Below are 23,821 nucleotides of genomic sequence, written 5' to 3'. Positions count from 1 at the left end.
CCGATGATAGTGTGTTGGTTTGATCAGTGAGGATCGTTAGTTCATGCTATCATCTCTTTCGTCGATCGATGTTGACAATATCTTCCCGGCTGTCGCCCAATGCGTGAATATAGCAATGCATAAACGTGACAGGCGAAACAACTTATTAATAGCACCACATTTCACCGACACCAATCGGCAGCCACCGGTTGACTGGAACAGGATCTCGTGTCTGTCTCAAATCCCGTGTTTGCAAGCGGTTGTGATCCACAATGAAACGTCGAACACTGCTCACCGGCATCGGTGCGCTCGCTTCCGGGAGCGGCGCGGTTGCGACGACTGCGGCAATCACCGAGACAGCAGATGCGTCATCGAATATAAACGCCATTGTCGACGAAAACCTCGAGGTCAAGGCAGGGGCTGCATTCAACGACGACGGAACGGTCAGAAGCTCCTACGAGGATCAGTACGTCTCTTACCCCTCCAACGACTCGTTTTTTCAGAGTGGGAGTGACCCACTCGATGATATCTCCCGTGATGACGCTCCAGTAGCAACAGTCTCCCCGCGAGACACCACGGTGAACGACGAGCTAGAAATAACGGTTGCACTCTCAATCGAGAACAACACTGATACGTTTCTATTCGAAGATATTCTGCGCGTCGAGAACAACGGCGGTGACGACAAGAACGTTGCCATCAGATACGACCGGGACAACGAGGCCTACGATCCGAACGGGCAGTACGGCGAGGACGTAATTGTCGGAGGGAGTTTCTCGGACGAGCTTTCCCAACACGACGTACAGCATGTGTATCGATTCCAATCGTTTGACCCGGCCAACGGCACCGACCTGCGGCTATCACCGGATCCGAGGAGAGGTGAAGATACGCCGACCGAATCGAAGATCGTAGAGCCCGGCGATTCGTTCCAGATCAACCTGAAGATCGATCTGACGGAGCTGACGGTGAACACTGTGTTGGGGTCGGCCACGCTGAACCCGAAGGAGAACATCAGGGGCGCTATCGATACGACCGCGAGCTTCGGAGACTCAATCACGACGATTGATTTGCTCGATGCGATCACGGTTGAAAACAACACCTACAGCTGATTGCGTACGTACAGTATACATGTCGTAGCCCGTTTCCCTGCTACCGACTGACATCCCGGAGCGGGATCTGTCGATTGCCGACGACGAGTAGGAACCCGATTGCCACCGGTGCTAGCACCACTCCGATTGTCGCTCCGAGCGCAAGTAGTGGATGGATTCGGTGGAGGAACGCGATAACTGATGTCGGAAGCGATTGGATGTAATAACTGGTAGAACGACTGCGGACAAACGGCCCGGTTTCTTCGGGGGCGTACACACGGAATTTCGATTTCACTGTCTCGCCGCTGGCGGCTGACAACACCTTATCGTACACTTTAACACCCTCACTCGCTGGCTCAACAATAATTACCATCGGCACAGGTTGGCCGTTTTCGATGGTGACATTCGCCTCGCTGTAGTTCCCGGCTTCGATTATCGATGGATCATCAGGATCTGGTGCTGTTGAACTGATGATTGTGAGCTCATCGGTACTACTTGGGATCGCAGAAACCGACAACAACGGAAGAGAGAGAACAAGTAACAGCCCAATGAGGAGGAGTCGGCTATCAATCACCTCACTCCGTCGCGCTGAGCGACTCATCATACGTTCGTTTTCGGGGGTGAGTATCTCGTATCCTCCGCCTACGACAACGAGTAGGAAGCCAAGAACAGCAATGATGACACCGGGATTGGATGAAGAAACGGAACTGAGTCCAAGCGCGTTGATTACTGCTGAAATAGCACTTTGAGCCGCGCTCTGTAACTGGCCGACATAGGGTATCGTGACAATCTCTCCGTTGAACTGAACGACGACAAGTTGTATCTGACTCGCTTTTACCGGTGGCTCACCGGCTGCCGTGTCCCTGAACGGATTGGCATCCCCTTTTGTAATATACCCCTCGTCAGTCTCCTCAACAACCCGATGAGTCGTTAGTCCGCCGCCGCCGACCTCCTGTGCCTCAAACGTGATTACGTCCCCTGTCTCTATCTCACCGGCCACCGGTTTCGGTACTCCGATGAAGCCATTTCCAGGCTCTAGCTGTGGTTCCATACTGTCGGTCGCTACGAAACTGATCGGTGAGGGAAAGCCAAATATCTGCGTCAGGAGTATCAGCCCTACGGCGACAACGAGCAGACCGGTCACTACTGTCCCCGCGGCTGATCTGGCATTCATGATACTGTGGTTTGTATTCTCGGATTTTTCTGAGCGGATCGACTGTGATGATAGTCAGGAAGGAAGTACATCTAATCACCTGATCCAAATGTACCTTCCGGCTCACCAGTTGGCTGAAATCGGGCTATCAGTGTTCGGTTGGTGGTGTACTGGTTCATATACACGTTTTCATTCATAGCACAAAACTGAGCGTCATTAACTGGTAAATAATCGAAGGATCTCTATCGCTTTCAGTAGTTTTGCTGTTGCATACGTGGTAATTGTTCTGTTGTGCTATTCCACAATTATTATTAGGATGTGGTATCATTTTCACTATCGTTCGGTACAATGAATCGACGAAACTTCATCCTCGGGCTGGGGACGGCAGCCACACTTAGTGGGGCCGCTTCAGTGACAGGTGCATCGATCAGTGGAACAGCCGACGCTGGAGCAAGCTTCCAGGTCATCGCCGAGAACGATCTCAACCTACAGCGAAACAGTGATATCGACACAGCAGATAATGGCGAGATCCTGAACTCCACCAGCGACAACTACGTCAACACGACGGTTGATTTTGTTGGAAGCGACGCCAACCCCAATGAAGAGGGTCGGCTTAATACCACTCAGGGATCCGGCCTCAGAGACGTTGATTCACCACAACTGACCGTTAACGGCGCACAAGATAGCAACCTGCGGATCGCCGTGGCAACCCCAAATGAGGTCATCGACGATCAAGATGGCACCAACGATCCGTACGATACCAGCAACGGTGGCACTTCACCGCTTGAAATCGTTAATAACGGTGGCTCAGACAAAACCATCTCCGTCGAATACACCTACGGCAGCTCGGTGGATGATACTACTGGAGGTAATACCCGTGGCGATGGCAATTTGGACAGAGGTGACGTGGCCAAGCTATTCCAGTTCTCAATTGGTGGCCAACAGATCTCCCCCGATCCGGATTCACCTGCCTCGTCAGGCGATGAGGCATCTACTCCGAACGAAGCAACCGTCACTGCTGGAACCTCAGCAAAAGTTGACTTCAGCATCAACTACACATCTGACATCCAGTCGGACATTGCGGACAATGCTGGCGCTCCCGCAGGCAACTACGACTTCGACGAAGGCGCATTCACCGCAGTTGAGCTGCTAACGCAGGTTTCCTTCGGCGAAGTCAACAGCACGTAATCGGCTCACTACTTTTCAGATTTTTTCATCCGCATAGCGGCGGTGCTGTCCGTCGAACTGTCGCCGTCTTCTCGACTATCGTGTATCGGTCTGCAAGCGATCACTTGGATTCCGCCTTTAGAACGCTCATCGCCGCACCTGTTTATAATGATTCGTTTGAGTCTTTACCGGTGTGCTGATCTGTATCTGTGAAGAGAACGGCTGTACCAGCACTTTTCCATGCTGCAAATGAAACTATTCGAGATAATCACTACGAGAAACTCGACTCCGGTCTAGAACGTACGGTGGTCGTCTCCAATAATACGAGATGTCCTACCCGGCTTGTGGTGCTACCGACGAGTTCTCAGATTGTAGCACCTACAGACGCCTGCGAGCCATCACTCAATATCAACACTACCGTCGGGCTGAATCCGCACCGCCACATCAAAGATCGATTTAATTGTCGCAACATCATCATCGGAATGCCGGGTCGGATCAAGATGGCAATAGCCCATCACGCCGGACTCGTTGAGCTGTGAACAGAGCGTATAGAGGAACGGCACGACACGCTCGGTGCCGAGATGCTGCACCATCGACGACAGCGTGTGGAACCCCAACACGGTCGGATACCCGTTGTCGATCTGGCTGATCCCGTGGCTGATGACGACCCCAAGCTTGGCGAGATTCTGTGGGTTCGGGATCTCTTTGTGGGTGTCAGTCTTCCGGCCAAGGGTGTTGGTATCGCGGGTCGATCCGGTGTCGCTGTGCGGCTGGCCGACCTCGATCAGCGTCGACTCGCCGTCGACCCACTCGGCGAATTTCCGGGTCATCGGCAGCCGGTCGTTGGTCGACCGTGTCGCGGTCACAAACACCACGTTTTGGGTGGCCGTCCCCTCGGCGGTACAGATCTGGCTGAAGATATCGTTTGTCGCCCCACCCGAGATCGGGCTCAACACGAGCACCTGTGTCGGCGAGGTCGACTGCCCAAACGACGACAGCGTATCCAACACATCGCCGAACGCCCGATCGGGCTCGGGAGAGTCGGTCGACGTCGACGCCTCGGCGGCTGCGGCGTCAGTCGTTTCGGGCTCCGAGCTATCGGTGTCGCTATCGGCGTCAAAATCATCCCACAGCCGGTTGGCTGTCTGTACCGGTGCTGCGTCGGCCGACACCGGCTGTTGAGCCGACTGCGACGGCTGTTGGGCCGACTGCGACACCTGGTGGTCGTCGTCGGCCGCAGACTCGACAACGGGTGGTGGGCTGTGAGTGGACATCGATTACGCTGCTTGTTCGTCGCCTCGGAGATCACCGACCAGCAGGACGGTGACAGCACAACTACGCATCGAACTGATCAAATCCGTTCTCGTCTGGACGGGGCTCGGCGTCGGCTGTCGGATTTGGCTGGTCGGTGTGTGATGCCGAGGGAGATTCATTGTTCTGGTTTGATCTGCTAGGTGTCGGCTGTGACCCGTGGTCTGTGGCCTCCCAGGAGTGATCCGTCTGTGATCGCCGCGCTGTCGTCGTCCGGAGTGTTGCACTGTCGAACGGCCACCAACTGCTGTCGGTGACACCGGTGAACTCCTGGCCACAGCTCGGACAGTGTGGTGCCGGCAACAGGCGCAGATCAATCGTCTCCCCACAGTTGCTACAGTCAGCCGTTGAGACACCCTTCTCGATCGCCTCGTTTTTGAGCTCCTGTAGCTGTTTGCGGTCGGCATGGGCGGCCTGTAGCGGTTCGAGCTGCTCACGCTGGGAGTCGATCGCCGAGCCGAGCCGGTATTCGAGATTGTCGGTTGTCGACAACAGATGTTGGAGCACATCTTCGACGTTGTCGAACTCGGTTTCGATCCACGATTCAAGCTCCTCGCGGGCGTCGGATTCTTCGGCGATCTGATCGGAAAGATCGGCCTCAAGCTCCGAGAGCCGCTCTCTGATCTCGACGAGTTCGTCGTCTAACTCGGCGATGGCTCCCAGACTATGCGGGCCTCGTTCCGGGTTCGAGGCGAGAGACGCCGCAAGCTCGGCGGCCGCCTCGTCGGGGTCGACCGTTGGGGCGGTATCCGCAGGCGTGTCGGAGCCGGTGGCCGCCTCATCCGGTGTCGGCAGCGACTCCTCGGCTGCCAACCCATTGATAACGGTTCGAAGCTTTTCGAGCTCCTGTTCGATCCCGGAGAGCTCTCCCTCCGCCGGGGTCGACGCTGGCTCGGCTGCTGACGGCGATTCAGCCGCGGGGTCGTTATCCGTGGGAGGGTTGTCCTCGCCCGACGCTGTGTCGTCAGTCGCCGGATCCTCGTCAGCTGCCGGCTGCTCCCCTGTGTTGGGCGGGTACCGATCCCGATCGGCCGCAGCCCCCCTTGGTGGCTCCGTGTAGGAATCACGACGAGGCCCCCGGCGATCACCGCCGTCGGGATCGGTCTCGCTGTTGACCACCACCTCGGAGAGCTCTTCGAGCACCCAGTACGACGAAAGGATCTCATCGAGGAGCTCTCGCTCGGAGACATCTTTTTTCGCCGCTGTTTCGGCGACCCACGCACCGAGGGCGTCGGTGTCGACCGTCGGCGTTTCATCCTCCGAGTGTTGGTCACGTGACATAGACAAGAGAGTAGCTCTAAAAACACTTATTGTGACACTATGTTAAAAATATACTGTATTTTTGTCGCGTTATCACCGGATAATTCGGCGCGACAGCGTTCGTGATGGCGCTCTGTCAGACGCTTGGCTGTCGGTCTCGGAGCACCGCAGACGACGATGAGCAGCCACAACCACTGGGAGCCTCCGGCACATCACCGCAGGGGGAGGAGGTTCCAAAGGTCTTTGCCACTCGCTTGCCTACCGATGTGTAATGGATGCTGCCGTGCGAGCGCGAACTGCGGCTCGGGAGACCGTCGAGGATATCGAGCCACCACGGCTCCGGGCCATCCTCCTCGATCGGCTCGCGGAGGCGTCGATGGCACCCGGCGTGTTGGTCATTGAGAGCGCGCGCGGCCGGCAGCCATCGCTTGCGACGGAGGCTGTTATCGACCGAGGTGTTGGCGTCCAGCTCATCTACGAGGGGCTTCGCCTGACACGATCGCTGGCAGACGACGAGCCGTGGGCGACTGGTGCCGACAGCGAGATCGACGCCGATCTGGAGATCCTTGCGGCCGACATCCTCGTCTCGCGGGGATTCTATCTGTTGGCTCAAACCGAGGTCTCGGATGCGGCTGTCGAAACCGTTCGTTCTTTCGGCCGCGATCAGACCCACCGCCGGGAGCCGGGGGCCGACACCGACACACACGACCGGAATCTCGAAGCCGACATCTTCGTGTTGGCGGTTCGGGCCGGCGTCACCGCTGTCGGGGGTGAGCCCTCGGAGGCGCTTGTCGAGTTTGCGGCTGACGCCGCCCGAAGCTACGAGACGCTCCCGCCGGCGGCGACCGTCCTCACCGACTCGGTTCGCCAGCGACTGACCGAGGTTGGGGCGGGTGGCGATGATCCGGTCGCGTCATCGGTCGGCGATCGCTGACCGCGAAAAACCACCGTGCGGGGCCGCCGAATCGAAACGCCTAAAGACAAACCCGGACTACGAGCGAATGCGTGCCTGGGTAGCTTAGCGGTAAAGCGCGTCCTTGGTAAGGACGAGACCCCGGATTCAAATTCCGGCCTAGGCTTTCTGCGACGAACGAACGTGAGGAGCGAAAGCTACACGTGGAATTTGAATCCCTGGAAGACGAGCGACGCGAGTCTTCCTCTGGTTCAAATTCCGGCCTAGGCTCTCGATATTTCCTTCGACTCCGACGACAACACTGTACCACCGGTGAGAACGTCGGCTGATCCAGAAAGGAGAGAGATCACCGAGTTAGAAAAGCGAGTTCGACAGCCGCTCCGGCAATCCGACGATGCGATCGTAGAGGCTCAACCCTTCATCGTCGTCGTTGCCGCGGAGATACGAGCGCGTTCGCTGGCTGATCATCTCGACAGAGAGCACCAACAGGACGATAAACAGGATCGTCGCCATCATATTCGTAAATTTGAACGTTTGCTGCTCGATCGACAGCGTGACACCGAGCCCACCGGCACCGATGATGCCGAGGCCGACCGCCGACCGGACGTTATTTTCGAGGATAAACATCGACCACGCGATGAACGGCCGCACGATCTGAGTGATCATCCCGAAGGTGATGACCTGTGGTTTGTCGGCCCCGGTGCTGCTGATCCCCTCAATCGGGCCGTCGTCGATCTCTTCGAGTTCGTCGGTGAGCAGCCGTCCCAACTCGCCGATGGTGTCGGTGCCGATGGCCAGCGTCGCGGTCACGGGTGAAATGCCGCCTAACGGCACGTAGATCAGGGCCCAGACGAGCGACGGGATCGAGCGAATGATGCTCATAACGCCGCGGAAGAGGAAGTTGATCGGGAACGGCGTGACACGCTCGTTGCCGAGAATCCCGAACAGCAGGGCCAGCGGCGCGCCCAGGATCGTCCCCGCAAGCGCGATCGCCAGCGTGATACCGGCCTCCCCGAGCAGCCCGGCTTCGACCCAAAACTGGTAGTACCGACCGACATCGACGGCAGGCAGAAAGCCGAAGTAGAGTTCCGGCGGGAAATACTGCGTGAGCGCGTCGGTGAACTCCGGCCAGTACTGGATCCACTCCTCACGCCAGAAGCCAACCATCACGAGCGAGCCGACCAACAGAATCCCGATGACAACGAGCAGGCCAAACTGCGAGAGCCGGCGCAGCAGCCGCGTGCGTTTGAGCGCGGCATGCCGCTGTCTGACAGCTGAGTCGGCGTCGTCACCGCCGATAACCCGTTTGAGAAGCCGCCCCACAACCGAATCGGAGTCAGCACTCATGGCTTGGCTCCGATCCCCGTGTTCTCCTCAGTCGCCGCGTCGATCATCGCCTCCGGATCGGATTCCTCGCGGAGCTCCTCGGTTTCGATGTGGCCGTAGATCTCTTCGAGAACGTCGGTCGTCAGCTCCTCGCGGGAGCCGGTAAAGACCACGCGTCCCTGTTTGAGGCCGATGAACTGCTCACCGAACTCACGGGCGATATTGACCTGATGGAGGCTTGCGAGCGTCGTCAGATCGCGCGTCTTGGCCGTCTCGCGGAGATACGCCATCACCGTCTCCGCACTCGACGGATCGAGGCTGGCCACCGGTTCGTCGGCGAGCAGGAGCTCGGGTTGCTGAACCAGCGCGCGAGCGATCCCGACCCGCTGCTGTTGGCCGCCGCTCATACTGCGCACCGTCTGACCGGCCTCATCGAGCAGACCGACCGTTTCCAACGCTTCAAGCGCGAGTTCCTTCTCCGCGGCAGGCTGGCGGCTGAGCAGGCTCCGGAGGAACCCGGTTCGGTTGAGCGTCCCGGTGAGGGCGTTGCTGTAGGCACTCAGCTCCTCGACGAGGTTGTGTTGCTGGAACACCATCCCGACATCCGACCGCGAGTTGGTGATCTCCTCGTCGTCGATGTAGACACCCCCAGACGTTGGCTCGGTCAGCCCGTTGAGGATGCGCAACAGCGTCGATTTGCCGGCCCCGGATTCGCCGAGGACGACGGCGAAGGTTCCGTCCGGGATCTCGAAGGAAACCTCCGAGAGGGCTGTCGTCTCGCTGTATCGCTTCGTCAGGTTCTCGACACGGAGTACCATCGGTCGTTAGAGCTGGCCCAGATCGACGTTGAGCGTATCGATCACGTCGATAACCGGCTGATAGTCGTCGATGCTGGCCTCCGTTACCGCGGTCAGTGGGTTTGCAACGTCACCATCTGGCTCCCGGAGCGTGCCGTCATCGATACCGACGATCGCCTCTTCGATATCCGACCGTAACGGATGCTCCCAGTTGCTGCGCGCAATGATCGGAGAGAAGGGGAGTGACGTTGAGGCCTCGACCAGCTGCAGTTCGGGCGACTCCGTCCCAACCTCGTCGTCCCACCGTCCGGAGCCCTCGCGGACGCGATCCGGCCACTGGTCTTCCGGGATATGGTTCAACAGCACGGCGATATCGCAGCCACAGGCGACGACATCGTCCCGATTGATCAGCGTCTGAACGGCGTTGCGGTGACTCCCCGTCCACTCGCCGTTGTAATCAACTGGGTCACCGTACGGTGCCTCACCGGTGTCAAGCCCGGCTTGGTTCAGCATGTAGTTGGGGTACAGCGAGCCGCTGGTCGATGGTCGATCCGCAAACGCGATCGTTTTCCCCTCGATATCCGTGGTTTCCTCGATGTCGGAATCGGGCAGCGTTGCGAGTGCCGAGAAATACACCGACGCACCGCCTTCCTCGACGATGCCGACGACATCGATCTGCTCCGGGTTCGCAAGCAGGACGATGTCGCTGCGTGTCATCTCGGCTTGGTTGTTGATGAGGGCCTGACCGATCGCCGAGGTGTTGTCCGCAAAGTCGACGTTGAACTCCGCATCGGGAACCGCCGACCGAACATGCTCTCTGAACGGTTCCCACATCTCCTCGGTATCACCCGGCGTTTCCCCCGGCGTCTCAAGAAAGCTCACCGGCTCGTAGTCGTTGCCCGACGACTCCTCATCAGCACCGTCACCGGAACTCCCATCGGAGCTGCCAGAAGAACCATCTGAGCTACAGCCCGCGAGACCAGCTGTCAGTGCCACACCGGTGCTCTGAAGCACGCGTCGACGTGTTTGATCTGCCATCACCTCGATGTGGACGAAATATGTACTTATGCACTTATAATATCTGTACGAAATGATATGTGGCGGTATTGGTGGCTAATACACCACAATAGCACTATATAGAGCTGTTATCGGTAATGCTGCTGGATGGCAAGTTCGGCGATATTCCCCCCATACTCAGCCGTGCGTTCAAGACTGTCTAAGAGAAGGCCCCAGCGAAATGCCTCCGGCGCATGGTCGCTCTCGTACAGCACCCGATCCAGCTCCCCGATCCCCGTTGTGATCGCTTCGCGTTCGGCCAGCGCGTCGTAGGCGAGACCGATATCGGTCTCCGAAAGGATTGGCTCGGTCGCATCCCAGATCAGCGAGCGAGCGTCCTGGCCGAACGATTTGACCTGTCGACTGAGGTCGCCGTCGGGGGCGTGCGGCTGGTCGATGGCAACGCGTGCGATCTTTTCGGCATGGTCGGCGATCCGTTCGAGCTGTCGTGCGAGATAGTAGTAGGCGAACAGTTCGGCCCGAGTGAACTCGAGTTTCTGAACCTCACCGAGGTCGGTTAGTGTTCGCTGAAAGTGCCGACTGACAAGACGGAAGAGCTTGTCAGCCTCGGTGTCGCGGTCGATAACGTCGCGTGCCAGCGTTGTATCATCCGTGAGCACCGCACTGATCGCGTCCTCGTGCATGGTGTCGGCGATCAGTCGGAGGCGGATCGTACTCTTGAGGATAGAAACGTTGTCAGCATCCATCAGGTTCCGGACGATCAGTTCCCACTCGTCGACTTCGAGGATCTCAAACCCGGTCAGATCGGTGACGATGTCTCTGACACACCGCTCTTGCTCGTCGATCTCACCGGCTCGGTCGCGGATGTGGATCTTGTCGACGCCGATGAGATACAGCCCGGTGACGGTCTCTCGTAGCTCCGCCTCATCGATGTCGCCTGCATCGATCGTGACTGAACGGCCATCCGCATCAGCCTTCTCGGCGGCCTCTACCAGGAGAGAGCCGTCCGCGTTCGGATAGAGATAGAGCAACGATCCCGCCGTAATATCGTGCTCCTCGGCCCAGAACTTCGGCAGCGATACGGTGAACGTCGTCCCACCTGAAAGCTGGACTTTCCGTGTTTCCATGGCTACAGGCAGGATTGACCCCTGGGTGTGTAGGCGTTTGTATGTTGGTAACAAAGAGATGTGGACGGCTACATAGCGTTGGTAGCGGTGGAGAGCCCTCCGGAGACGCCTGTCTTGTACGGTGATCAAACCTAACACAGCGATAGGTGTTGGCTCCGGATATGCCACAGAACACGGCGTCTGCCGGACAGCTCCATAGCAGGGAACGGACGCTAGCGACGGTTATCGAGGCCATCGACACCGACGCGCCGGCGACAAAGGCGAAGCTGGCTGAGGCGGTTGGGCTCTCGCCGAACTATCTCTCGGAGGTGCTCCAAGAGCTCAAATCGAAGGGGATGGTGCGGAAAGCCTACGTCGTCGACGACAGTGCTATCTTCAGCCACGTGGAGGATGTGTCGAACCTCTGGCAGTCGGCGGTAGACCAGGAGGTGCAGGCTACTGAGGGGTTGTTCGATCGCCTCCAACGGCTCAACGACGTGACGCTCAAACAGTACCGGGCGGCGAAAGCCGCCTTTTGTGGGGAGGCTGTCGCCGAAGCGGCCGATCAGCTTGAACCCCTTACCAACGAACGGTATTCGGCTGTGCTGAGCGAGCTCAGATCCTACACGATCACAACCGACTGGCCCGGCAACCGTATCGCGGCGGCGTTAGCGACGATCGCGGTCAACCTCGAAATCATCGGCGACCGGGCGTGTCTGATCGCTGACGCGGTCGAAGAGACCGACGCAACGCCGGCAGGCGCGGTGCACGAACGCACCGTCGAGATATTCGAGGCCGGCGAGCGCATCAACGAATACGTTGAGGCTATCCTCTTCGACCGAGAACTTGAGATGTTGGAAACACTGCACGCGACCGAACGAACCGTCCATCGTGACCTCCAAGAGCTGTTTGAACTCGTAACCGCCTACGATCCAGACACCTACGGCTACCTCGTGACCGTCACCCGAACGCTCGAACGGATCATCCACTACTGGGTCAGTGCCGCCGAAACGGCCGTCAGGATCCATACCGGCCTCGATCCCGGACATATCGGAATCTGACCACCGAAGACGGGAAACAGCAACAGCGCAAACCGAAGCTCAATCCAGTGCTGTCGTGTCCACCTGTTCGGGCGCGTATCGATCCAGGAAGACCGCTTTATCACGGAACGCGGCAAGTCGCTCAGACAGCGTCTCGTGATCCCAGTCCCACCACTCGGTCGCCTCAATGCGAGCCGCGGTTTCGGGGTCGAACCGCCGGCGGATCGGTTCGGCCGGGACGCCCGCAACGATGGTGTAGGGATCGACATCTGCGGTGACGACTGCTCCCGCTCCAACGACCGCACCGTTCCCGATCGTGACACCTGGGAGGACGATCGCCCCGTGGCCGATCCAGACATCATGGCCGACTTCCACGGGCTGATCGGCCCGCCAGTCGAAGATCGAGGCATCGTCCTCACCCAGATCGTACATCGCCGCACGGTAGGTGAAGTGATGAGCAGTCGGGCGATCGATCGGGTGGTTCGTCGGGCCCAAGCGGGCGTCGCTTGCGATACTACCGAACGTGCCGATCGTCGTAAAATCCAGTTGTGCCCGCTCCATCACGTAGGTGTACTCACCCAGCGTTGACTCATTGAGCCGCGCGCCGCGGCGAACCTCAGTCCATCTGCCCAGTTCGGACTCATTGATCGAAACGGGGTCATGCAGGGTTGGCTCGGGCGACAGCGTGCGGCTGCGGTCAGGGCCGTACGACTCGTAGTAGGGCATGGTCAGCGGCGACCCACTGTCGAAGAGAGGATCTTCCGTGGGGCGTTGACAAACACCTCGATGATACCAGATTGCTCGATATCGTCGTCTTCACGCAGTGCCGACCGGACGCGCTGGCTGATCAGCTCAACCGATCCGGCAAGCAGGAAGATGAGGATAATACAGGCCATCATCTCCGTGTAGTTGAACGTCTGCCGTTGGACGTACAGCTCAAGGCCGAGTCCGCCGGCTCCGATGATGCCGAGCCCGATCGCCGCCCGGACGTTGTGTTCAAGATCGAACGCGATCCAGGCGATAAACTGGCGGAACACCTGGCTCAACATCCCGAAGGAGACGATCTGGGAGCTGTTTGCCCCGGTTGATCGGATCCCCTCGATCGGCCCGTCTTCGATCTCCTCAAGTTCGTCGGTAAACAGTCGGCCGAGATAGCCGGTGGTGTCGACCATGATCGCCAAGGCACCGGTAAACGGGGTGACCCCGGCCAGCGGGATCAGAATAAGAAACCACACCAGCCCCGGGATCGCCCGAATGAGACTCATCGTTGCGCGGAACCCGAAATTAAACGGGTAGGGGATGACCCGCTCGCTGGACATAACGCCAAAGAACAACGCGAGCGGCAGCCCCAGAACCGTCCCGGCAAACGCGACGGCCATCGTGACGAACATCGCACCCCAGACAATCTCTCCACCCTCAACGGTGAGGATGAGGTTTTCCTCGACGATGAAGCTCAGATACGCCCCGAGATCAACAAACGGAATCCCGAAGTAGGTCGTCGGGGGGAAATAGCCTAACAACGCCTCATAGAACTGATCGACTTGGCCGACGATCTCTGCGAGACTAAACTCGATAAGACGAAGGCTCGCATAAAACAGCAGGTAGGTAGCGATGAGTCCGCCGACCATCCAGAGCCGCCGCTTCGTCTTCCGGCGTTTCATATCCTGGAGCTTCTGTTCGGCCGGGGAGTCGCCGATAGCATCAACACCGAAATACGTCGCCAGCGAATCCAGTTTCGAGGGTGGCGCGCTCATGCCTCGATCACCTGCTCGATGTCGCCGACGACCTCCTCGCGCGATCCGTTCTCGGGTGTGCTCGCTTGTTCGGCAAGGCTCACCGTTTCAACGCTTCCGTAGAGATCGTCGATGAGTTCCGGGGTAAGCTCCCCACGTTCCACATCGAAGAGCTTCTGTCCATCACGCAGACCGATAAACCGGTCACCGAAGTGAGCAGCAACGTTTACCTGGTGGAGGCTGACGAGCGCGGTCACATCGTGTTCCTTGGCGGCCTTCCGGAGATACGTCATCACCGTCTCAGCACTTGAGGGATCAAGACTGGCGACCGGTTCGTCGGCCAGCAGACAGCGGGGATCCTGCACGAGTGCTCTGGCGATCCCAACCCGCTGCTGTTGGCCGCCGGACATCTGTGACACCTTTTGATGGCTCTCTTCGAGGAGGCCAACGGTTTCAAGCGATTCCAGTGCCCGAACTTTGTCCTCCGTGGCTTGCCACTGCAGCATGCTTCGGAGCATCGAAACCCGGCTGAGCGAGCCGGTGAGCGCGTTCAGATACGCCGAGACACCGTCGACAAGGTTGTGCTGCTGGAAGATCATCCCAACAGCCGTCTGGGAGCCCGAGATCTCCTCGCCGTCAAGCGAGATCGACCCCTCGGTCGGCTCGGTTAATCCGTTCACACAGCGGAGCAGCGTCGACTTGCCGGCCCCTGATTCGCCCAACAGGACGACGAATTCATCTTCGATCTCGAAGGAGACCTCTTCGAGCGCGGTTACCTCCCCATACTGCTTTGACAGATTCTCGACTGTGAGTTTGCTCATTGTGAGATGTGACTACTGCGGTTACTCACCGGGCTCGATCCCAACTGCGTTCATCCGTTCGATGATCGGTTCGTAGTCCTCTATCGACGTATCCGTGAGCGTGGTGAACGGGAGCTCATCCTCGTTGTAATCTTCCGGATAATGCTCCTCGATCTGGGCTTTATCGGAGCCTCGAAGCACCTCTCCGACCTCCTGTTTGATATCGGACTCCCACGTTCTCCGCGCGTACATCGGCTGTTTTGGGATCGGGAACGACCACCAAACGGCCTTGAACTCCGGCGTTTCGGTTCCCATCGTATCGAGGAACGAACTGTTCTCCTCGACTCGATCAGGAACGTCCGTCCCCTCTGGGAGGTGGGGGATCCCATTTCCGCCCCACGTTGTCGCTCCGTCGGCTTGTCCCGCCGCGACCCGCTGAAGGGCCTGATCGTGATCGGTCCAACTCCCCTCGAAATCAACCGGATCACCTTTTGGTGCTTCCCCGATGTCGAGGCCGGCTTCCTGGAGGGCATACAGCGCGAAGATCGAGCCACTTGTCGAGAGCCGATCGGCGAATGCCCACGTCCGCCCCTCGACATCCGCTGGCCCTCCGATCTCCGATTCCTCCGGCGGAACCACCATCAGCGAGAAGTAGAACGCCGACCCACCGGTCACGGTGGAGCCGTAGATATCCATCTTATCTGGGTTCGCCAACACCGTCACGTCGTCCATCCCGATCTCGGCCTGCTCGCTTTCGAGGGCGGGCAGGATCGCCGAGTAGTCTGTCGGCACCGTCATCTCAAACGTCGCACCGTCGATCTCCGCGTTGAGCAGGTTCTGAACGGGTTTGTACCGGCGTCGGGCATCAGCCGGCGTGCCCGGCGTCAACAACATCGTCACCGTGTTTTCGCCCTCACCACTGCTGCCGATGACACCACCACAGCCTGCCAGTCCCGTCGTGAGCGCGGTCGCCGCGCCGGCGGCAACGAAGTGTCGTCGACCCACCGATTCTGTTCGGCTGTTGCTGTCCGATTTCGATGCGTCCTGACCGGTGTCGCCCTGTCTGTCAGACATCAGTTTCGGGCTGGAAAACGAGGGTAATAACAGTTGACTGGGGAGAGTCCGAACCCCCCATGTCGCCGATGATTGCCGTCGGGTTCGGCCTGCAGCCAGCACAGTGCGTATGTACTCGTACAGACGCGATGAGCTGATCGGTGGAAACAACCCAGACGACGAGGGATCCATAGAGAGTCCCGAGAGAAGGTTTATGCGATCGTTTTCGTGTGCTTCGGCCGAACCATGGCTGATCCGCACGACAGATCCGACCGCTTCGAGTTGATCGCCGCCTGCGACGAGGAAACGCTCGCCGGCTTCGCCAACGATGTGCTCGAAGACGACCCGCCGCTGTTGATCCGACAGGATCCCCGACCAAAGCTGCTGCTGCAACAGGTTCAGGAACCCGTTGAGCGACGACCGTTTAACCTTGGTGAGGTCGTCGTCACCCCCGCCGAGGTGACGCTCGACGACACCCGTGGGTTTGCGATGGTTCCCGGCAAAAGAGAACGAGCCGCGTTGTCGGGCGCCATCGTCGACGCCGCCGTGGCCGCAGCGCACGAACAGACACCGGCTATCGTCGAGGAGCTCCGAGCGGTTGAAGCCCGACAACGTGACCAACACCGGCAGTCGTGGGCCGAGAGCCGCCACACGACCGTCACCTTCGAAACGATGGAGGAGCAGCAGTGAGAGCACTCGGTATCGACCCAGTCCATGATACGCGCCGGACGTTCGATGGGTTGCTCTCGGCGATGAGTCGACCTGGGAGTATCCATACCGTTCCGGCTCCCGCCGATCACGCGATCATCACAACGTTGGTCGACCACGAGGTCACAGTTGCAACCAGCGACGAGGTGCTGGAAAAAGCCCTCTCGGAACAGGGCCGTTTCAATCCCGAATCACCGGACGAGGCAAGCGTGGTTCACGTGTCGGATCACACGACGGTAGACGTACGGAACTGCAAGCGTGGCTCACTTGTCGAGCCGAGCGACGGTGCGACGATCATCTATCGCGTCGAGGCGGTCGCAACCGGCGACGCCGACGAAACGATGGTTACGCTCTCGGGGCCGGGTGTCGATGGGGATCGGACACTGTCAGTGACACTGCCCGAGTCCGAGCTGTCGGCACTCGCGGCGGTCCAGTCGGAGTACCCGCGTGGTGTCGATGCCGTGTTCGCCTCCGAAGATCGGCTTGCAGCGATCCCACGGTCGGTAACAGTGGAGGTGGCCTAAATGGGATACGTCGCGGTCACAGCCGGCGAGGAAGTGATCAAACGCGCCGAGCAGCTGTTCGAGAAACAGCGTACGGAGGGGAGTTCGGACGACCTCGGGATCGACCAACTGGATGAGCAGCTCAGTCGGCTGACCGCCCAGGTCATGAGCGAGAGCGGCCTCTACGCGCCGCGGCTGGCGGCACTGGCGGTCAAGCAGGCCCAGGGTGACACCATCGAGGCCGCATTTCTACTGCGAGCGTACCGCTCAACGCTTGAGCGATACGACGAGACGATCACCGCCGACCCACGCGAGATGATCGCCAGTCGACGCGTCTCGCCGGCGTTCAAGGACGTGCCGGGTGGACAGATCCTCGGTGCAACCAAGGATTACACACAGCGACTGCTCGATTTCGCGCTTGCGGAGACGGAGCGAACGGATCCAACCGGCGACTGGGACGTTGCGGATGCGGGTGCTCCCGACCGGCTGACAAACGTCACGGAACTGCTCCGTGAGGAGGATCTACTACACGAACCTGACGAACCTGATATCGAGGAACCGACCGACACCACACGGGAGTCGGTGACGCATCCGCCCGCCCGTGACGCGGTGCTGCAAGAACTTGCTCGCGGCGAGACAGGGGCGATAACCGCGCTTGGCTACTCGGCACTGCGGGGGTACGGCCAGGTTCATCCGACGCTCGCGGAGGTTCGCGTCGGTCGGCTCCCGGTTCGGATCGAACACCCCTACACCGACGAACCGGTGACAGTCACCCATACCGACGTGACCGAATCGGAGGCGGTTGTGCCGGTCTACGAGAAGCGTGAAGATCCGCAGTTCGCCTTCGGCTACGGGCTGACGTTCGGTCGCAACGAGCGCAAGGCGATCGGAATGACGGTTCTTGACGCCTCACTCCAGCTCGACAGCGAGGCAGAACCGGCTGAAAACGCCGAGTTCGTCCTTGATACGATCGACGGCATGGATTCGTTTGGATTCATCGAACATCTTAAACTCCCCCACTATGTCACCTTCCAGTCGATTCTCGACCGCATCCGGTCGATCCGCGAACGCCAAGGGATGTCGGAGAAGGATTCCGCCGACACAGATCACGAGACCCCGCCGGTCGCGGAGGTGAGCAACGATGACTGAGAGCACGGGCGATCACGAGGGCGACCAGACCACCGCCAACGACAAAACAGACGGCGGCACACGTGTCACGTCCGATTCCGTCGACGGCGTGCTTGCTGACATCGAGACAAAAGGGGTCGCCGGCTACAACTACGCGTATCTCGACGAGCACACGAAACGCGAGGTGCGGCGGGCGATGCTGAAGGCTGTCGCCATCCCCGGCCACCAAGTTCCCTATGCCTCACGGCCGATGCCGCTGGCCCGTGGCTGGGGAACCGGCGGCATCCAGGCGTCGTTATCGCTGCTTGGCCCGACAGACACGTTCAAAGTGATCGACCAGGGGGCCGACGAGAGTGTCAACGCCGCCAATATCCGCCGGCTTGCCGCCGATACCGCCGACGTGGAGACGACAACCGACACCACCGCCGCGGATGTGATCCAGAGCCGCCACCGAATCCCCGAGGAGGTGCTGACCGATGAGCAACGCCTCGTATTGCAGGTGCCGATCACCGATGCCCTCCGGAAGGTTGATAGCTCGGATGCAGCCAACCGACGGCGACACGCCCACCGGAACTACGGAAAGATGTGGGTGCACCTCTACGAGAACGTCGTCGAGTACGGCGAGATCAACATCGCCTCGCGGTACCCCACGGTGGTTGCGGGTCGGTATCTGATGGATCCCTCACCGATCCCCCGGTGGGATGTGCCGAAACTCGACGATGCCGACCATCTGACGATCCTCGCAGCGGGACGGGAGGCTCGCATCTATGCGGTTCCACCGCACACATCGGTCGAACCGCTGGCCTTCGAGGATCGGGCGTTCACCGTCGAGCGATTCCCCGAGGAGGCGTGTGACGCCTGTGGCTCAACCGACACCTATCTGGTTGAGGTTTCATCGGAAGACGAGGGAACCTTCGAAACACGCTACGCCTGCAACGATGCGAGTTTCTGCGCCAAACGCCGCGAGGATCCGGCTCTCACGAAGGATCACCACCATGACCGAGCAGGTGTTGACTGGGGGCCAGGAACGCCGAACACCGATGCGGGCGGTGAGACGGAATGACACTGCTCGACGCAGCCGGCCTGCAGACGATCTACGGGCCGGGCTGTTCGGAGTGTCTCAACACGACCGGCGACCACGCCGGCACAAACCAGTGTGAACACTGCGGGAGTGTCGTCGCCTGTGCTAACGCGGATCTGCGCGTCGAGTCCGGGGAGGTGCTTGGCATCGTCGGTGAGTCCGGCTCCGGCAAATCCAGTTTAGCGGAGACGCTGGCACTGGAGCGCGATCCGGAGGCGACAGTTGCCGGCGAGGTGGCCTACGCGGGCCATGACGGCAACCTCCTGGACGTAGATTATCAGACCCGCCACGCGCTCCGAACCGGTGAGATCGCCTTCGTCCACCAACATATCCGCGACGGCCTGGAGTTAGAGTTCACCGGCGGTGGCAACGTCGCCGAGAAACTCCTCGCAGCCGGCTGGCGATCCTACGAGGCTGTCCGCGAACGCGTCCGCGACCTGTTCGAAGCAACCGAGATCCCACCCGCCCGGATGGATGACCCGACGCGAACCTACTCCGGCGGGATGCAGCGACGCGTCCAGATCGCTCGCGCGCTGGCGACCGATCCGGAGCTTGTCATTCTCGACGAGCCGACGACCGGCCTTGACGTGAGTGTTCAGGCCCGCGTGTTGGATATGTTCCGACGCGTCCAACGCGAGGAGACTGTCGCGGCAGTTGTCGTCTCACACGATCTGGGCGTCGTTCGGCTGCTGGCCGATCGGACGCTGGTGATGCGCCACGGCCGGATCGTCGAATCCGGCCTGACCGACCGCATCATGGAAGACCCACACCACGAGTACACCCAGACACTTATCAACTCAGTACTATGACCGTTCTCACAGTCGATGGGCTCACCAAGACCTTCGACATGCACGTGCTTGGCGACACGCAGGTCGTCGGGCTCGACGACGTATCGTTCGCCGTTCAGGGAGGCGAATTCCTCGCGGTCGTTGGGGAATCCGGCAGCGGCAAGTCATCGCTGCTGAAATGTCTCTACCGAACCTACGATCCAACTGCCGGCCGCGTTGTCTACCACGACGGCGACGACAAGATCGACTTGGCGTCCTGTGGCGACCGCACGATGATGGCGCTTCGGGATGATGCGATCGGCTACACCTCGCAGTTCCTCGACGAGATCCCGCGTGTGCCCGCCGTGGACGTGGTTGCCCGGCCACTGGTCGAGCGGGGCACACCAACCGAAGACGCTCGCCACCAAGCACGAGGGCTACTTGCGGCACTGCACGTTCCGGAGGAACTCTGGGCGGCCTACCCGGCGACGTTCTCCGGCGGGGAACGACAACGGGTCAACCTCGCACAGGCGGTGGCCCCGAAACCGGAGCTACTGTTGCTTGATGAACCAACAAGCGCGCTTGATCCTGAGACCCGCAACGCCGCCATCGACCTGCTGGAGTCGTATCTCGGACCCGAAACGACAGTCGTTGGCGTCTTCCACAACACCGATGTCGTCCAGCGTGTCGCCGATCGCGTTGTCGTCCTCGCTGACGGCTCGCTCAACGAGGTCATCCCGATCGCCGAGTACGACGGCACCCATACGAGCCCAGAGGCAGACAGCAACGAACCGCTTGGAGAGGCAAACGGGAGGAGAGATCGATGAGTTCGACCGCACAAACCGCCGACACGACCGTGACAATCGTCGACGGCCGGGTCGTAACCCCCGATGGCGTGATCGATGGGCGTGTGGAGATCGGAGGCGATCGGATCACCGCTGTCGGCGACAGCGACGCCGAGACAGACACTGTCATCGATGCCAACGGCCAGTTGGTGTTGCCAGGGTTGGTTGATATCCACGGCGACGACATCGAGAGCCATCTCTACCCGCGGTCGGGCGCACGGATGGACACCGAGATGGCGTTGGCTGCCGCCGACCGCGCGAACGTCGCCGCGGGGATCACGACAAAGTTCCACGCCATCTCATTTGAGCTCGACGAATCGGCCGATCGATCGCCCGAACTCGCTGCAACGCTGACCGATGCGATCACCGACGCGACCGACCTCCTTGTCGACCACCGCCTCCACGCGCGCTGTGAAGTGACCCAAAAGCGGTGTGTCGAGGCTGTGATCGATGTGATCGATAACGACAACACCGATCTGGTCTCGGTGATGAGCCATGTTCCCGGGAAAGGCCAGTTCCGCGACATCGAGGCGTTCCGGCAGTATTACGAGAACGCAAACGACCGCACCGCCGCGGAGGCCGAGGAGATGATCGACGAACGGGGCTCGATGTCGATGGCGACGCTCCGCGAACGGGTCGACCGGGTCGTCGACCGGGCCCACGAGGCTGGCGTTGTGACGGCGTCCCACGACGATGAGAACCCCCGGGAGGTCGAGCAGTTGGCCGACTCGGGCGTCGATATCGCCGAGTATCCGATCACGCTCGAAACAGCCCAGCGCGCAACCGAGATCGGGATGACGACGGCGATGGGCGCGCCAAATCTCGTCCGCGGCGAAAGCCAGTGGGGCAACCTATCGACAGCCGCCGGCATCGACGCCGGCGTTATCGACACGCTAGTCGCCGACTACCACCCACCGTCGCTGCTTGCGGGCGTATTCGTTGACACCGAGGAACCACTCCACGAACGGGTCAAACGCGCCACCGCCAACCCGGCAGACGCTGTCGGGTTGTCCGACAGAGGGCGGATCAAAGCCGGCAAGCGCGCCGATCTCATCGTCGTCGATCCCGACCCGACACCGACGGTCACCGCCGCTGTGGTCGCCGGACAGCCGGTGTATCACGCCGACACCACTATCGAGGTGAGTCGATGACCGACCCACGGATCGGGGCGGCGATGGATATCCGGTTCGGCACGACCGTCGAGAGCTTCATGAAGTACGTGACCGACCTCGGGCTGGATCACGTGGAGTTCAAACGCGAATACCTGGCCGGCCACCCCAACACACCATCCCCGGAACGGGTCGGCGAACTGGCCGACGAGTACGGCGTTACGCTGAGCTACCACGCGCCGTTCCGTGATTGGAACATGGGGAGCTACGACGAGACAGTTCGCCAGGACTCGGTTGCGCGCGTCAAGCGGACAATCGACGATGCGGCGACCGCCGGCGCGACCAGCGTCGTCGTTCACGGCGGATCGATCCCACACCGCTACCCGGAGTGGGTTCGACAGCGCGCCCGCAAGAACGCGCGTCGGTCGCTTGCGGAGTGTGCCGAATACGCCCAGCTTGCCGGGGTCTCGCTGTGTCTGGAAAACCAGCCGATCGATGAGCAGAAGCGACGGTACACCACCTCACCCGCCGATCTTGCGGCGATGATCGAGGATGTCGATGTCCCGCCACAGTACCTCAGCGTCACCCTCGATGTGGGCCACGCGAAGGTCAACGACCACGACTACCAGGCGTTTGTCGAGAAGTTTGGCCAGCGTATCAGGGTGTGTCATCTCCACGACAACGACGGGAGTGCCGATCAACACGAGCCGTTCCCTGAGTACCGGTCTGTCGTCGAGTCAGTGCCGGCGAATGTCTTTGTCTTCGAGATGAAGTCGCCCGAGGACGTGGCGACAAGTGTTGGTGCCGATGTCGTCGCCCCGGAACCGGAGGTGTCCGCGGATGACTAACCGGTACGAGGCACTCATCTTCGACAACGATGGTGTCTTGGTCGAACCAACCGACACCGCGGTGCTTGTCGACGCCGTCGTTGAGGCGTTTCACGCCTTCGGGGTCGACATCGACCGCTCGCGTGCGCGTCACACAGTCGAAGACGACATCGTGCCAAGAGAGATCGCGGCCGAACACGGCATCGACCCCGAGGCGTTCTGGCACTACCGGGAGTTGACCGCAAGTCTCGCCCAGCAACACCACGTGCTGGCTGGCGGGAAGCCGATGTATGAGGATGTGGCCGCGCTCACCCGGTTAGACATACCCCGTGCCGTTGTCAGCAACAACCAGCATGCGACGATCGAGTTCCTGTTGGCCCACCACGATCTCCCGGTCTTCGAGACGGCCTACGGGCGAGAGCCCACGCTCGCCGGGGCCGCAAAGCGAAAGCCCGAATCGGACTACATCGAGCGCGCGCTGTCGGATCTTGGGGTTGAGAACGCGCTGTATATCGGTGACTCCGAGAAGGATCTTGTCGCCGCCCACCGCGCCGGGATCGACTCGGCGTTTCTGCGTCGAGACCACGTCGCGGACATCGACCTCTCGACGGAGCCGACGATCGACGTACCGAGCCTGCATGCGCTCACCGAGCGTCTCTCGGCCGTCGAACCGGAACAGCAGCGATGACCGACCATGGGCTGACTCGTCGGGCCGTCCTTGGAACGCTTCTCGCCGGCACCGCATCCGCGTTGGCGGGGTGTTCACGTTCGAGCGTCGAGGGGGCGGTCGTCGAAAACGAGACACCGCTGACACTGTCACACGAATACGGGATCCAAGCGACCCCATCCGGCACCCGCGTCGTCGTCGATGTCACAGTCACCAACGACGGGAGCGAGCCGCTCACACTCGACGATCGTGTCCCACGGTTTACCTGCACGTTTTTCAGCGATTCGGGCGAGCAACTCTTGCAGTCTGGGCGCAAACTGGTCGACCCACTTGACAGCGAGGAATCGACAACAGTACAGTTTTCCCTGGCGGTCGGTGTCGACGACGTAACCCGATACGAACTCCGAACGAAGTGGGCTGAAGCGTAGCCAGCAGCATCGCACACT

The 23,821-nt window shown here is 60.2% G+C and carries 25 protein-coding genes and 1 tRNA gene; 15 read left to right on the top strand and 11 right to left on the bottom strand.

Annotated features, from left to right (window positions below):
• Window positions 1-251 precede the first annotated feature (251 nt).
• The gene (locus HKK80_RS04260) at window positions 252-1,085 is read left to right on the top strand and encodes a hypothetical protein (protein ID WP_411798378.1); all 834 of its coding nucleotides are present in this window, start codon (window positions 252-254) and stop codon (window positions 1,083-1,085) included.
• Between the two features lie 40 nt (window positions 1,086-1,125).
• Here HKK80_RS04260 and HKK80_RS04255 read toward each other — a convergent pair whose 3' ends face one another.
• Window positions 1,126-2,208: a signal peptidase I gene (locus HKK80_RS04255; protein WP_411798377.1), complete on the bottom strand. Its 1,083-nt coding sequence runs from the start codon at window positions 2,206-2,208 to the stop codon at window positions 1,126-1,128.
• A gap of 357 nt (window positions 2,209-2,565) precedes the next feature.
• On the opposite strand from HKK80_RS04255, the gene HKK80_RS04250 reads away from it, so the two are divergent.
• Window positions 2,566-3,405 carry a hypothetical protein gene (locus HKK80_RS04250; protein ID WP_411798376.1) on the top strand — a complete coding sequence of 280 codons (840 nt, stop codon included), beginning with the start codon at window positions 2,566-2,568 and terminating at the stop codon, window positions 3,403-3,405.
• A gap of 377 nt (window positions 3,406-3,782) precedes the next feature.
• Here the strand turns inward: HKK80_RS04250 and HKK80_RS04245 are convergent, their stop codons facing one another.
• Together HKK80_RS04245 and HKK80_RS04240 are read right to left on the bottom strand one after the other, a co-directional pair.
• A complete protein-coding gene (locus HKK80_RS04245) occupies window positions 3,783-4,658 on the bottom strand; it encodes a hypothetical protein (RefSeq protein WP_411798375.1) in 876 nt (291 codons plus the stop codon).
• A gap of 61 nt (window positions 4,659-4,719) precedes the next feature.
• A complete protein-coding gene (locus HKK80_RS04240; protein WP_411798374.1) occupies window positions 4,720-5,976 on the bottom strand; it encodes a hypothetical protein in 1,257 nt (418 codons plus the stop codon).
• A gap of 250 nt (window positions 5,977-6,226) precedes the next feature.
• On the opposite strand from HKK80_RS04240, the gene HKK80_RS04235 reads away from it, so the two are divergent.
• Together HKK80_RS04235 and HKK80_RS04230 are read left to right on the top strand one after the other, a co-directional pair.
• Window positions 6,227-6,889, top strand: coding sequence for a hypothetical protein (locus tag HKK80_RS04235; RefSeq protein ID WP_411798373.1), 663 nt, complete (start codon window positions 6,227-6,229; stop codon window positions 6,887-6,889).
• A gap of 73 nt (window positions 6,890-6,962) precedes the next feature.
• Window positions 6,963-7,034, top strand: a tRNA-Thr gene (locus tag HKK80_RS04230).
• Between the two features lie 188 nt (window positions 7,035-7,222).
• On the opposite strand, the gene phnE (HKK80_RS04225) is transcribed toward HKK80_RS04230, so the two are convergent.
• The 4 genes from phnE (HKK80_RS04225) to HKK80_RS04210 form a co-directional block, all read right to left on the bottom strand.
• Entirely contained in the window at window positions 7,223-8,215 is a 993-nt protein-coding gene (gene phnE / locus HKK80_RS04225; RefSeq protein WP_411798372.1) for a phosphonate ABC transporter, permease protein PhnE, read from the bottom strand.
• Window positions 8,212-9,012 (bottom strand): phosphonate ABC transporter ATP-binding protein, encoded by an 801-nt coding sequence (phnC, locus tag HKK80_RS04220; protein ID WP_411798371.1) that lies wholly within the window; start codon window positions 9,010-9,012, stop codon window positions 8,212-8,214. Before phnC ends, phnE (HKK80_RS04225) begins: the two co-directional genes overlap by 4 nt.
• A 6-nt stretch (window positions 9,013-9,018) precedes the next feature.
• Entirely contained in the window at window positions 9,019-10,029 is a 1,011-nt protein-coding gene (locus HKK80_RS04215; RefSeq protein ID WP_411798370.1) for a phosphate/phosphite/phosphonate ABC transporter substrate-binding protein, read from the bottom strand.
• A 107-nt stretch (window positions 10,030-10,136) separates the two neighbouring features.
• Complete coding sequence (locus HKK80_RS04210; RefSeq protein ID WP_411798369.1) at window positions 10,137-11,135, bottom strand: PhoU domain-containing protein; 999 nt, start codon at window positions 11,133-11,135, stop codon at window positions 10,137-10,139.
• Between the two features lie 161 nt (window positions 11,136-11,296).
• Between HKK80_RS04210 and HKK80_RS04205 the strand changes: the two genes are divergently transcribed.
• On the top strand, window positions 11,297-12,175 hold the full coding sequence (locus HKK80_RS04205; protein WP_411798368.1) for a winged helix-turn-helix transcriptional regulator: 879 nt from the start codon (window positions 11,297-11,299) through the stop codon (window positions 12,173-12,175).
• A 39-nt stretch (window positions 12,176-12,214) separates the two neighbouring features.
• On the opposite strand, the gene HKK80_RS04200 is transcribed toward HKK80_RS04205, so the two are convergent.
• The 4 genes from HKK80_RS04200 to HKK80_RS04185 are packed head-to-tail and all read right to left on the bottom strand — an operon-like array spanning window position 12,215 to window position 15,761.
• Entirely contained in the window at window positions 12,215-12,880 is a 666-nt protein-coding gene (locus tag HKK80_RS04200; RefSeq protein WP_411798367.1) for a DapH/DapD/GlmU-related protein, read from the bottom strand.
• 2 nt (window positions 12,881-12,882) lie between these two features.
• On the bottom strand, window positions 12,883-13,908 hold the full coding sequence (phnE, locus tag HKK80_RS04195) for a phosphonate ABC transporter, permease protein PhnE (protein WP_411798366.1): 1,026 nt from the start codon (window positions 13,906-13,908) through the stop codon (window positions 12,883-12,885).
• A complete protein-coding gene (locus HKK80_RS04190; protein ID WP_411798365.1) occupies window positions 13,905-14,708 on the bottom strand; it encodes a phosphonate ABC transporter ATP-binding protein in 804 nt (267 codons plus the stop codon). The genes phnE (HKK80_RS04195) and HKK80_RS04190 overlap by 4 nt, the downstream gene beginning before the upstream one ends.
• A 21-nt stretch (window positions 14,709-14,729) precedes the next feature.
• Window positions 14,730-15,761: a PhnD/SsuA/transferrin family substrate-binding protein gene (locus tag HKK80_RS04185; protein WP_411798364.1), complete on the bottom strand. Its 1,032-nt coding sequence runs from the start codon at window positions 15,759-15,761 to the stop codon at window positions 14,730-14,732.
• A gap of 225 nt (window positions 15,762-15,986) precedes the next feature.
• Between HKK80_RS04185 and phnG the strand changes: the two genes are divergently transcribed.
• The 10 genes from phnG to HKK80_RS04135 are packed head-to-tail and all read left to right on the top strand — an operon-like array spanning window position 15,987 to window position 23,803.
• Complete coding sequence (gene phnG, locus HKK80_RS04180) at window positions 15,987-16,430, top strand: phosphonate C-P lyase system protein PhnG (protein ID WP_411798363.1); 444 nt, start codon at window positions 15,987-15,989, stop codon at window positions 16,428-16,430.
• Window positions 16,427-16,972, top strand: coding sequence for a phosphonate C-P lyase system protein PhnH (gene phnH / locus HKK80_RS04175; protein ID WP_411798362.1), 546 nt, complete (start codon window positions 16,427-16,429; stop codon window positions 16,970-16,972). The genes phnG and phnH overlap by 4 nt, the downstream gene beginning before the upstream one ends.
• On the top strand, window positions 16,973-18,100 hold the full coding sequence (locus HKK80_RS04170) for a carbon-phosphorus lyase complex subunit PhnI (protein WP_411798361.1): 1,128 nt from the start codon (window positions 16,973-16,975) through the stop codon (window positions 18,098-18,100).
• The gene (locus tag HKK80_RS04165; RefSeq protein ID WP_411798360.1) at window positions 18,093-19,142 is read left to right on the top strand and encodes an alpha-D-ribose 1-methylphosphonate 5-phosphate C-P-lyase PhnJ; all 1,050 of its coding nucleotides are present in this window, start codon (window positions 18,093-18,095) and stop codon (window positions 19,140-19,142) included. Before HKK80_RS04170 ends, HKK80_RS04165 begins: the two co-directional genes overlap by 8 nt.
• Window positions 19,139-19,969, top strand: a complete 831-nt coding sequence (locus HKK80_RS04160) for an ATP-binding cassette domain-containing protein (RefSeq protein ID WP_411798359.1) — start codon at window positions 19,139-19,141, stop codon at window positions 19,967-19,969. The genes HKK80_RS04165 and HKK80_RS04160 overlap by 4 nt, the downstream gene beginning before the upstream one ends.
• On the top strand, window positions 19,966-20,754 hold the full coding sequence (locus HKK80_RS04155; protein WP_411798358.1) for a phosphonate C-P lyase system protein PhnL: 789 nt from the start codon (window positions 19,966-19,968) through the stop codon (window positions 20,752-20,754). The genes HKK80_RS04160 and HKK80_RS04155 overlap by 4 nt, the downstream gene beginning before the upstream one ends.
• The gene (locus tag HKK80_RS04150) at window positions 20,751-21,923 is read left to right on the top strand and encodes an alpha-D-ribose 1-methylphosphonate 5-triphosphate diphosphatase (RefSeq protein WP_411798357.1); all 1,173 of its coding nucleotides are present in this window, start codon (window positions 20,751-20,753) and stop codon (window positions 21,921-21,923) included. The genes HKK80_RS04155 and HKK80_RS04150 overlap by 4 nt, the downstream gene beginning before the upstream one ends.
• A complete protein-coding gene (locus tag HKK80_RS04145) occupies window positions 21,920-22,729 on the top strand; it encodes a sugar phosphate isomerase/epimerase family protein (RefSeq protein WP_411798356.1) in 810 nt (269 codons plus the stop codon). The genes HKK80_RS04150 and HKK80_RS04145 overlap by 4 nt, the downstream gene beginning before the upstream one ends.
• Window positions 22,722-23,396 (top strand): HAD family hydrolase, encoded by a 675-nt coding sequence (locus tag HKK80_RS04140; protein ID WP_411798355.1) that lies wholly within the window; start codon window positions 22,722-22,724, stop codon window positions 23,394-23,396. The genes HKK80_RS04145 and HKK80_RS04140 overlap by 8 nt, the downstream gene beginning before the upstream one ends.
• Window positions 23,393-23,803, top strand: coding sequence for a hypothetical protein (locus HKK80_RS04135; protein WP_411798354.1), 411 nt, complete (start codon window positions 23,393-23,395; stop codon window positions 23,801-23,803). Before HKK80_RS04140 ends, HKK80_RS04135 begins: the two co-directional genes overlap by 4 nt.
• Window positions 23,804-23,821 lie beyond the last annotated feature (18 nt).

This window comes from Halonotius sp. F2-221B, assembly GCF_046719765.1.
Lineage (GTDB): Archaea > Halobacteriota > Halobacteria > Halobacteriales > Haloferacaceae > Halonotius.
The sequence above is the reverse complement of the archived record's forward strand: the minus strand, read 5'-3'. Positions and strand labels throughout refer to the sequence as shown.

Excerpts from the sequence above, each read along its gene's own strand:
- HKK80_RS04200 (WP_411798367.1), bottom strand. The coding sequence starts at position 12,880 with ATGCCCTACTACGAGTCGTACGGCCCTGACCGCAGCCGCACGCTGTCG.
- phnE (WP_411798372.1), bottom strand. The coding sequence starts at position 8,215 with ATGAGTGCTGACTCCGATTCGGTTGTGGGGCGGCTTCTCAAACGGGTT.
- HKK80_RS04145 (WP_411798356.1), top strand. The coding sequence starts at position 21,920 with ATGACCGACCCACGGATCGGGGCGGCGATGGATATCCGGTTCGGCACG.
- HKK80_RS04215 (WP_411798370.1), bottom strand. The coding sequence starts at position 10,029 with ATGGCAGATCAAACACGTCGACGCGTGCTTCAGAGCACCGGTGTGGCA.
- HKK80_RS04185 (WP_411798364.1), bottom strand. The coding sequence starts at position 15,761 with ATGTCTGACAGACAGGGCGACACCGGTCAGGACGCATCGAAATCGGAC.
- HKK80_RS04140 (WP_411798355.1), top strand. The coding sequence starts at position 22,722 with ATGACTAACCGGTACGAGGCACTCATCTTCGACAACGATGGTGTCTTG.
- phnG (WP_411798363.1), top strand. The coding sequence starts at position 15,987 with ATGGCTGATCCGCACGACAGATCCGACCGCTTCGAGTTGATCGCCGCC.
- HKK80_RS04235 (WP_411798373.1), top strand. The coding sequence starts at position 6,227 with ATGGATGCTGCCGTGCGAGCGCGAACTGCGGCTCGGGAGACCGTCGAG.
- HKK80_RS04150 (WP_411798357.1), top strand. The coding sequence starts at position 20,751 with ATGAGTTCGACCGCACAAACCGCCGACACGACCGTGACAATCGTCGAC.
- HKK80_RS04260 (WP_411798378.1), top strand. The coding sequence starts at position 252 with ATGAAACGTCGAACACTGCTCACCGGCATCGGTGCGCTCGCTTCCGGG.
- HKK80_RS04165 (WP_411798360.1), top strand. The coding sequence starts at position 18,093 with ATGACTGAGAGCACGGGCGATCACGAGGGCGACCAGACCACCGCCAAC.
- HKK80_RS04250 (WP_411798376.1), top strand. The coding sequence starts at position 2,566 with ATGAATCGACGAAACTTCATCCTCGGGCTGGGGACGGCAGCCACACTT.
- HKK80_RS04190 (WP_411798365.1), bottom strand. The coding sequence starts at position 14,708 with ATGAGCAAACTCACAGTCGAGAATCTGTCAAAGCAGTATGGGGAGGTA.
- HKK80_RS04210 (WP_411798369.1), bottom strand. The coding sequence starts at position 11,135 with ATGGAAACACGGAAAGTCCAGCTTTCAGGTGGGACGACGTTCACCGTA.
- HKK80_RS04205 (WP_411798368.1), top strand. The coding sequence starts at position 11,297 with ATGCCACAGAACACGGCGTCTGCCGGACAGCTCCATAGCAGGGAACGG.
- HKK80_RS04135 (WP_411798354.1), top strand. The coding sequence starts at position 23,393 with ATGACCGACCATGGGCTGACTCGTCGGGCCGTCCTTGGAACGCTTCTC.
- HKK80_RS04160 (WP_411798359.1), top strand. The coding sequence starts at position 19,139 with ATGACACTGCTCGACGCAGCCGGCCTGCAGACGATCTACGGGCCGGGC.
- HKK80_RS04155 (WP_411798358.1), top strand. The coding sequence starts at position 19,966 with ATGACCGTTCTCACAGTCGATGGGCTCACCAAGACCTTCGACATGCAC.
- HKK80_RS04170 (WP_411798361.1), top strand. The coding sequence starts at position 16,973 with ATGGGATACGTCGCGGTCACAGCCGGCGAGGAAGTGATCAAACGCGCC.
- HKK80_RS04240 (WP_411798374.1), bottom strand. The coding sequence starts at position 5,976 with ATGTCACGTGACCAACACTCGGAGGATGAAACGCCGACGGTCGACACC.
- phnE (WP_411798366.1), bottom strand. The coding sequence starts at position 13,908 with ATGAGCGCGCCACCCTCGAAACTGGATTCGCTGGCGACGTATTTCGGT.
- HKK80_RS04245 (WP_411798375.1), bottom strand. The coding sequence starts at position 4,658 with ATGTCCACTCACAGCCCACCACCCGTTGTCGAGTCTGCGGCCGACGAC.
- phnC (WP_411798371.1), bottom strand. The coding sequence starts at position 9,012 with ATGGTACTCCGTGTCGAGAACCTGACGAAGCGATACAGCGAGACGACA.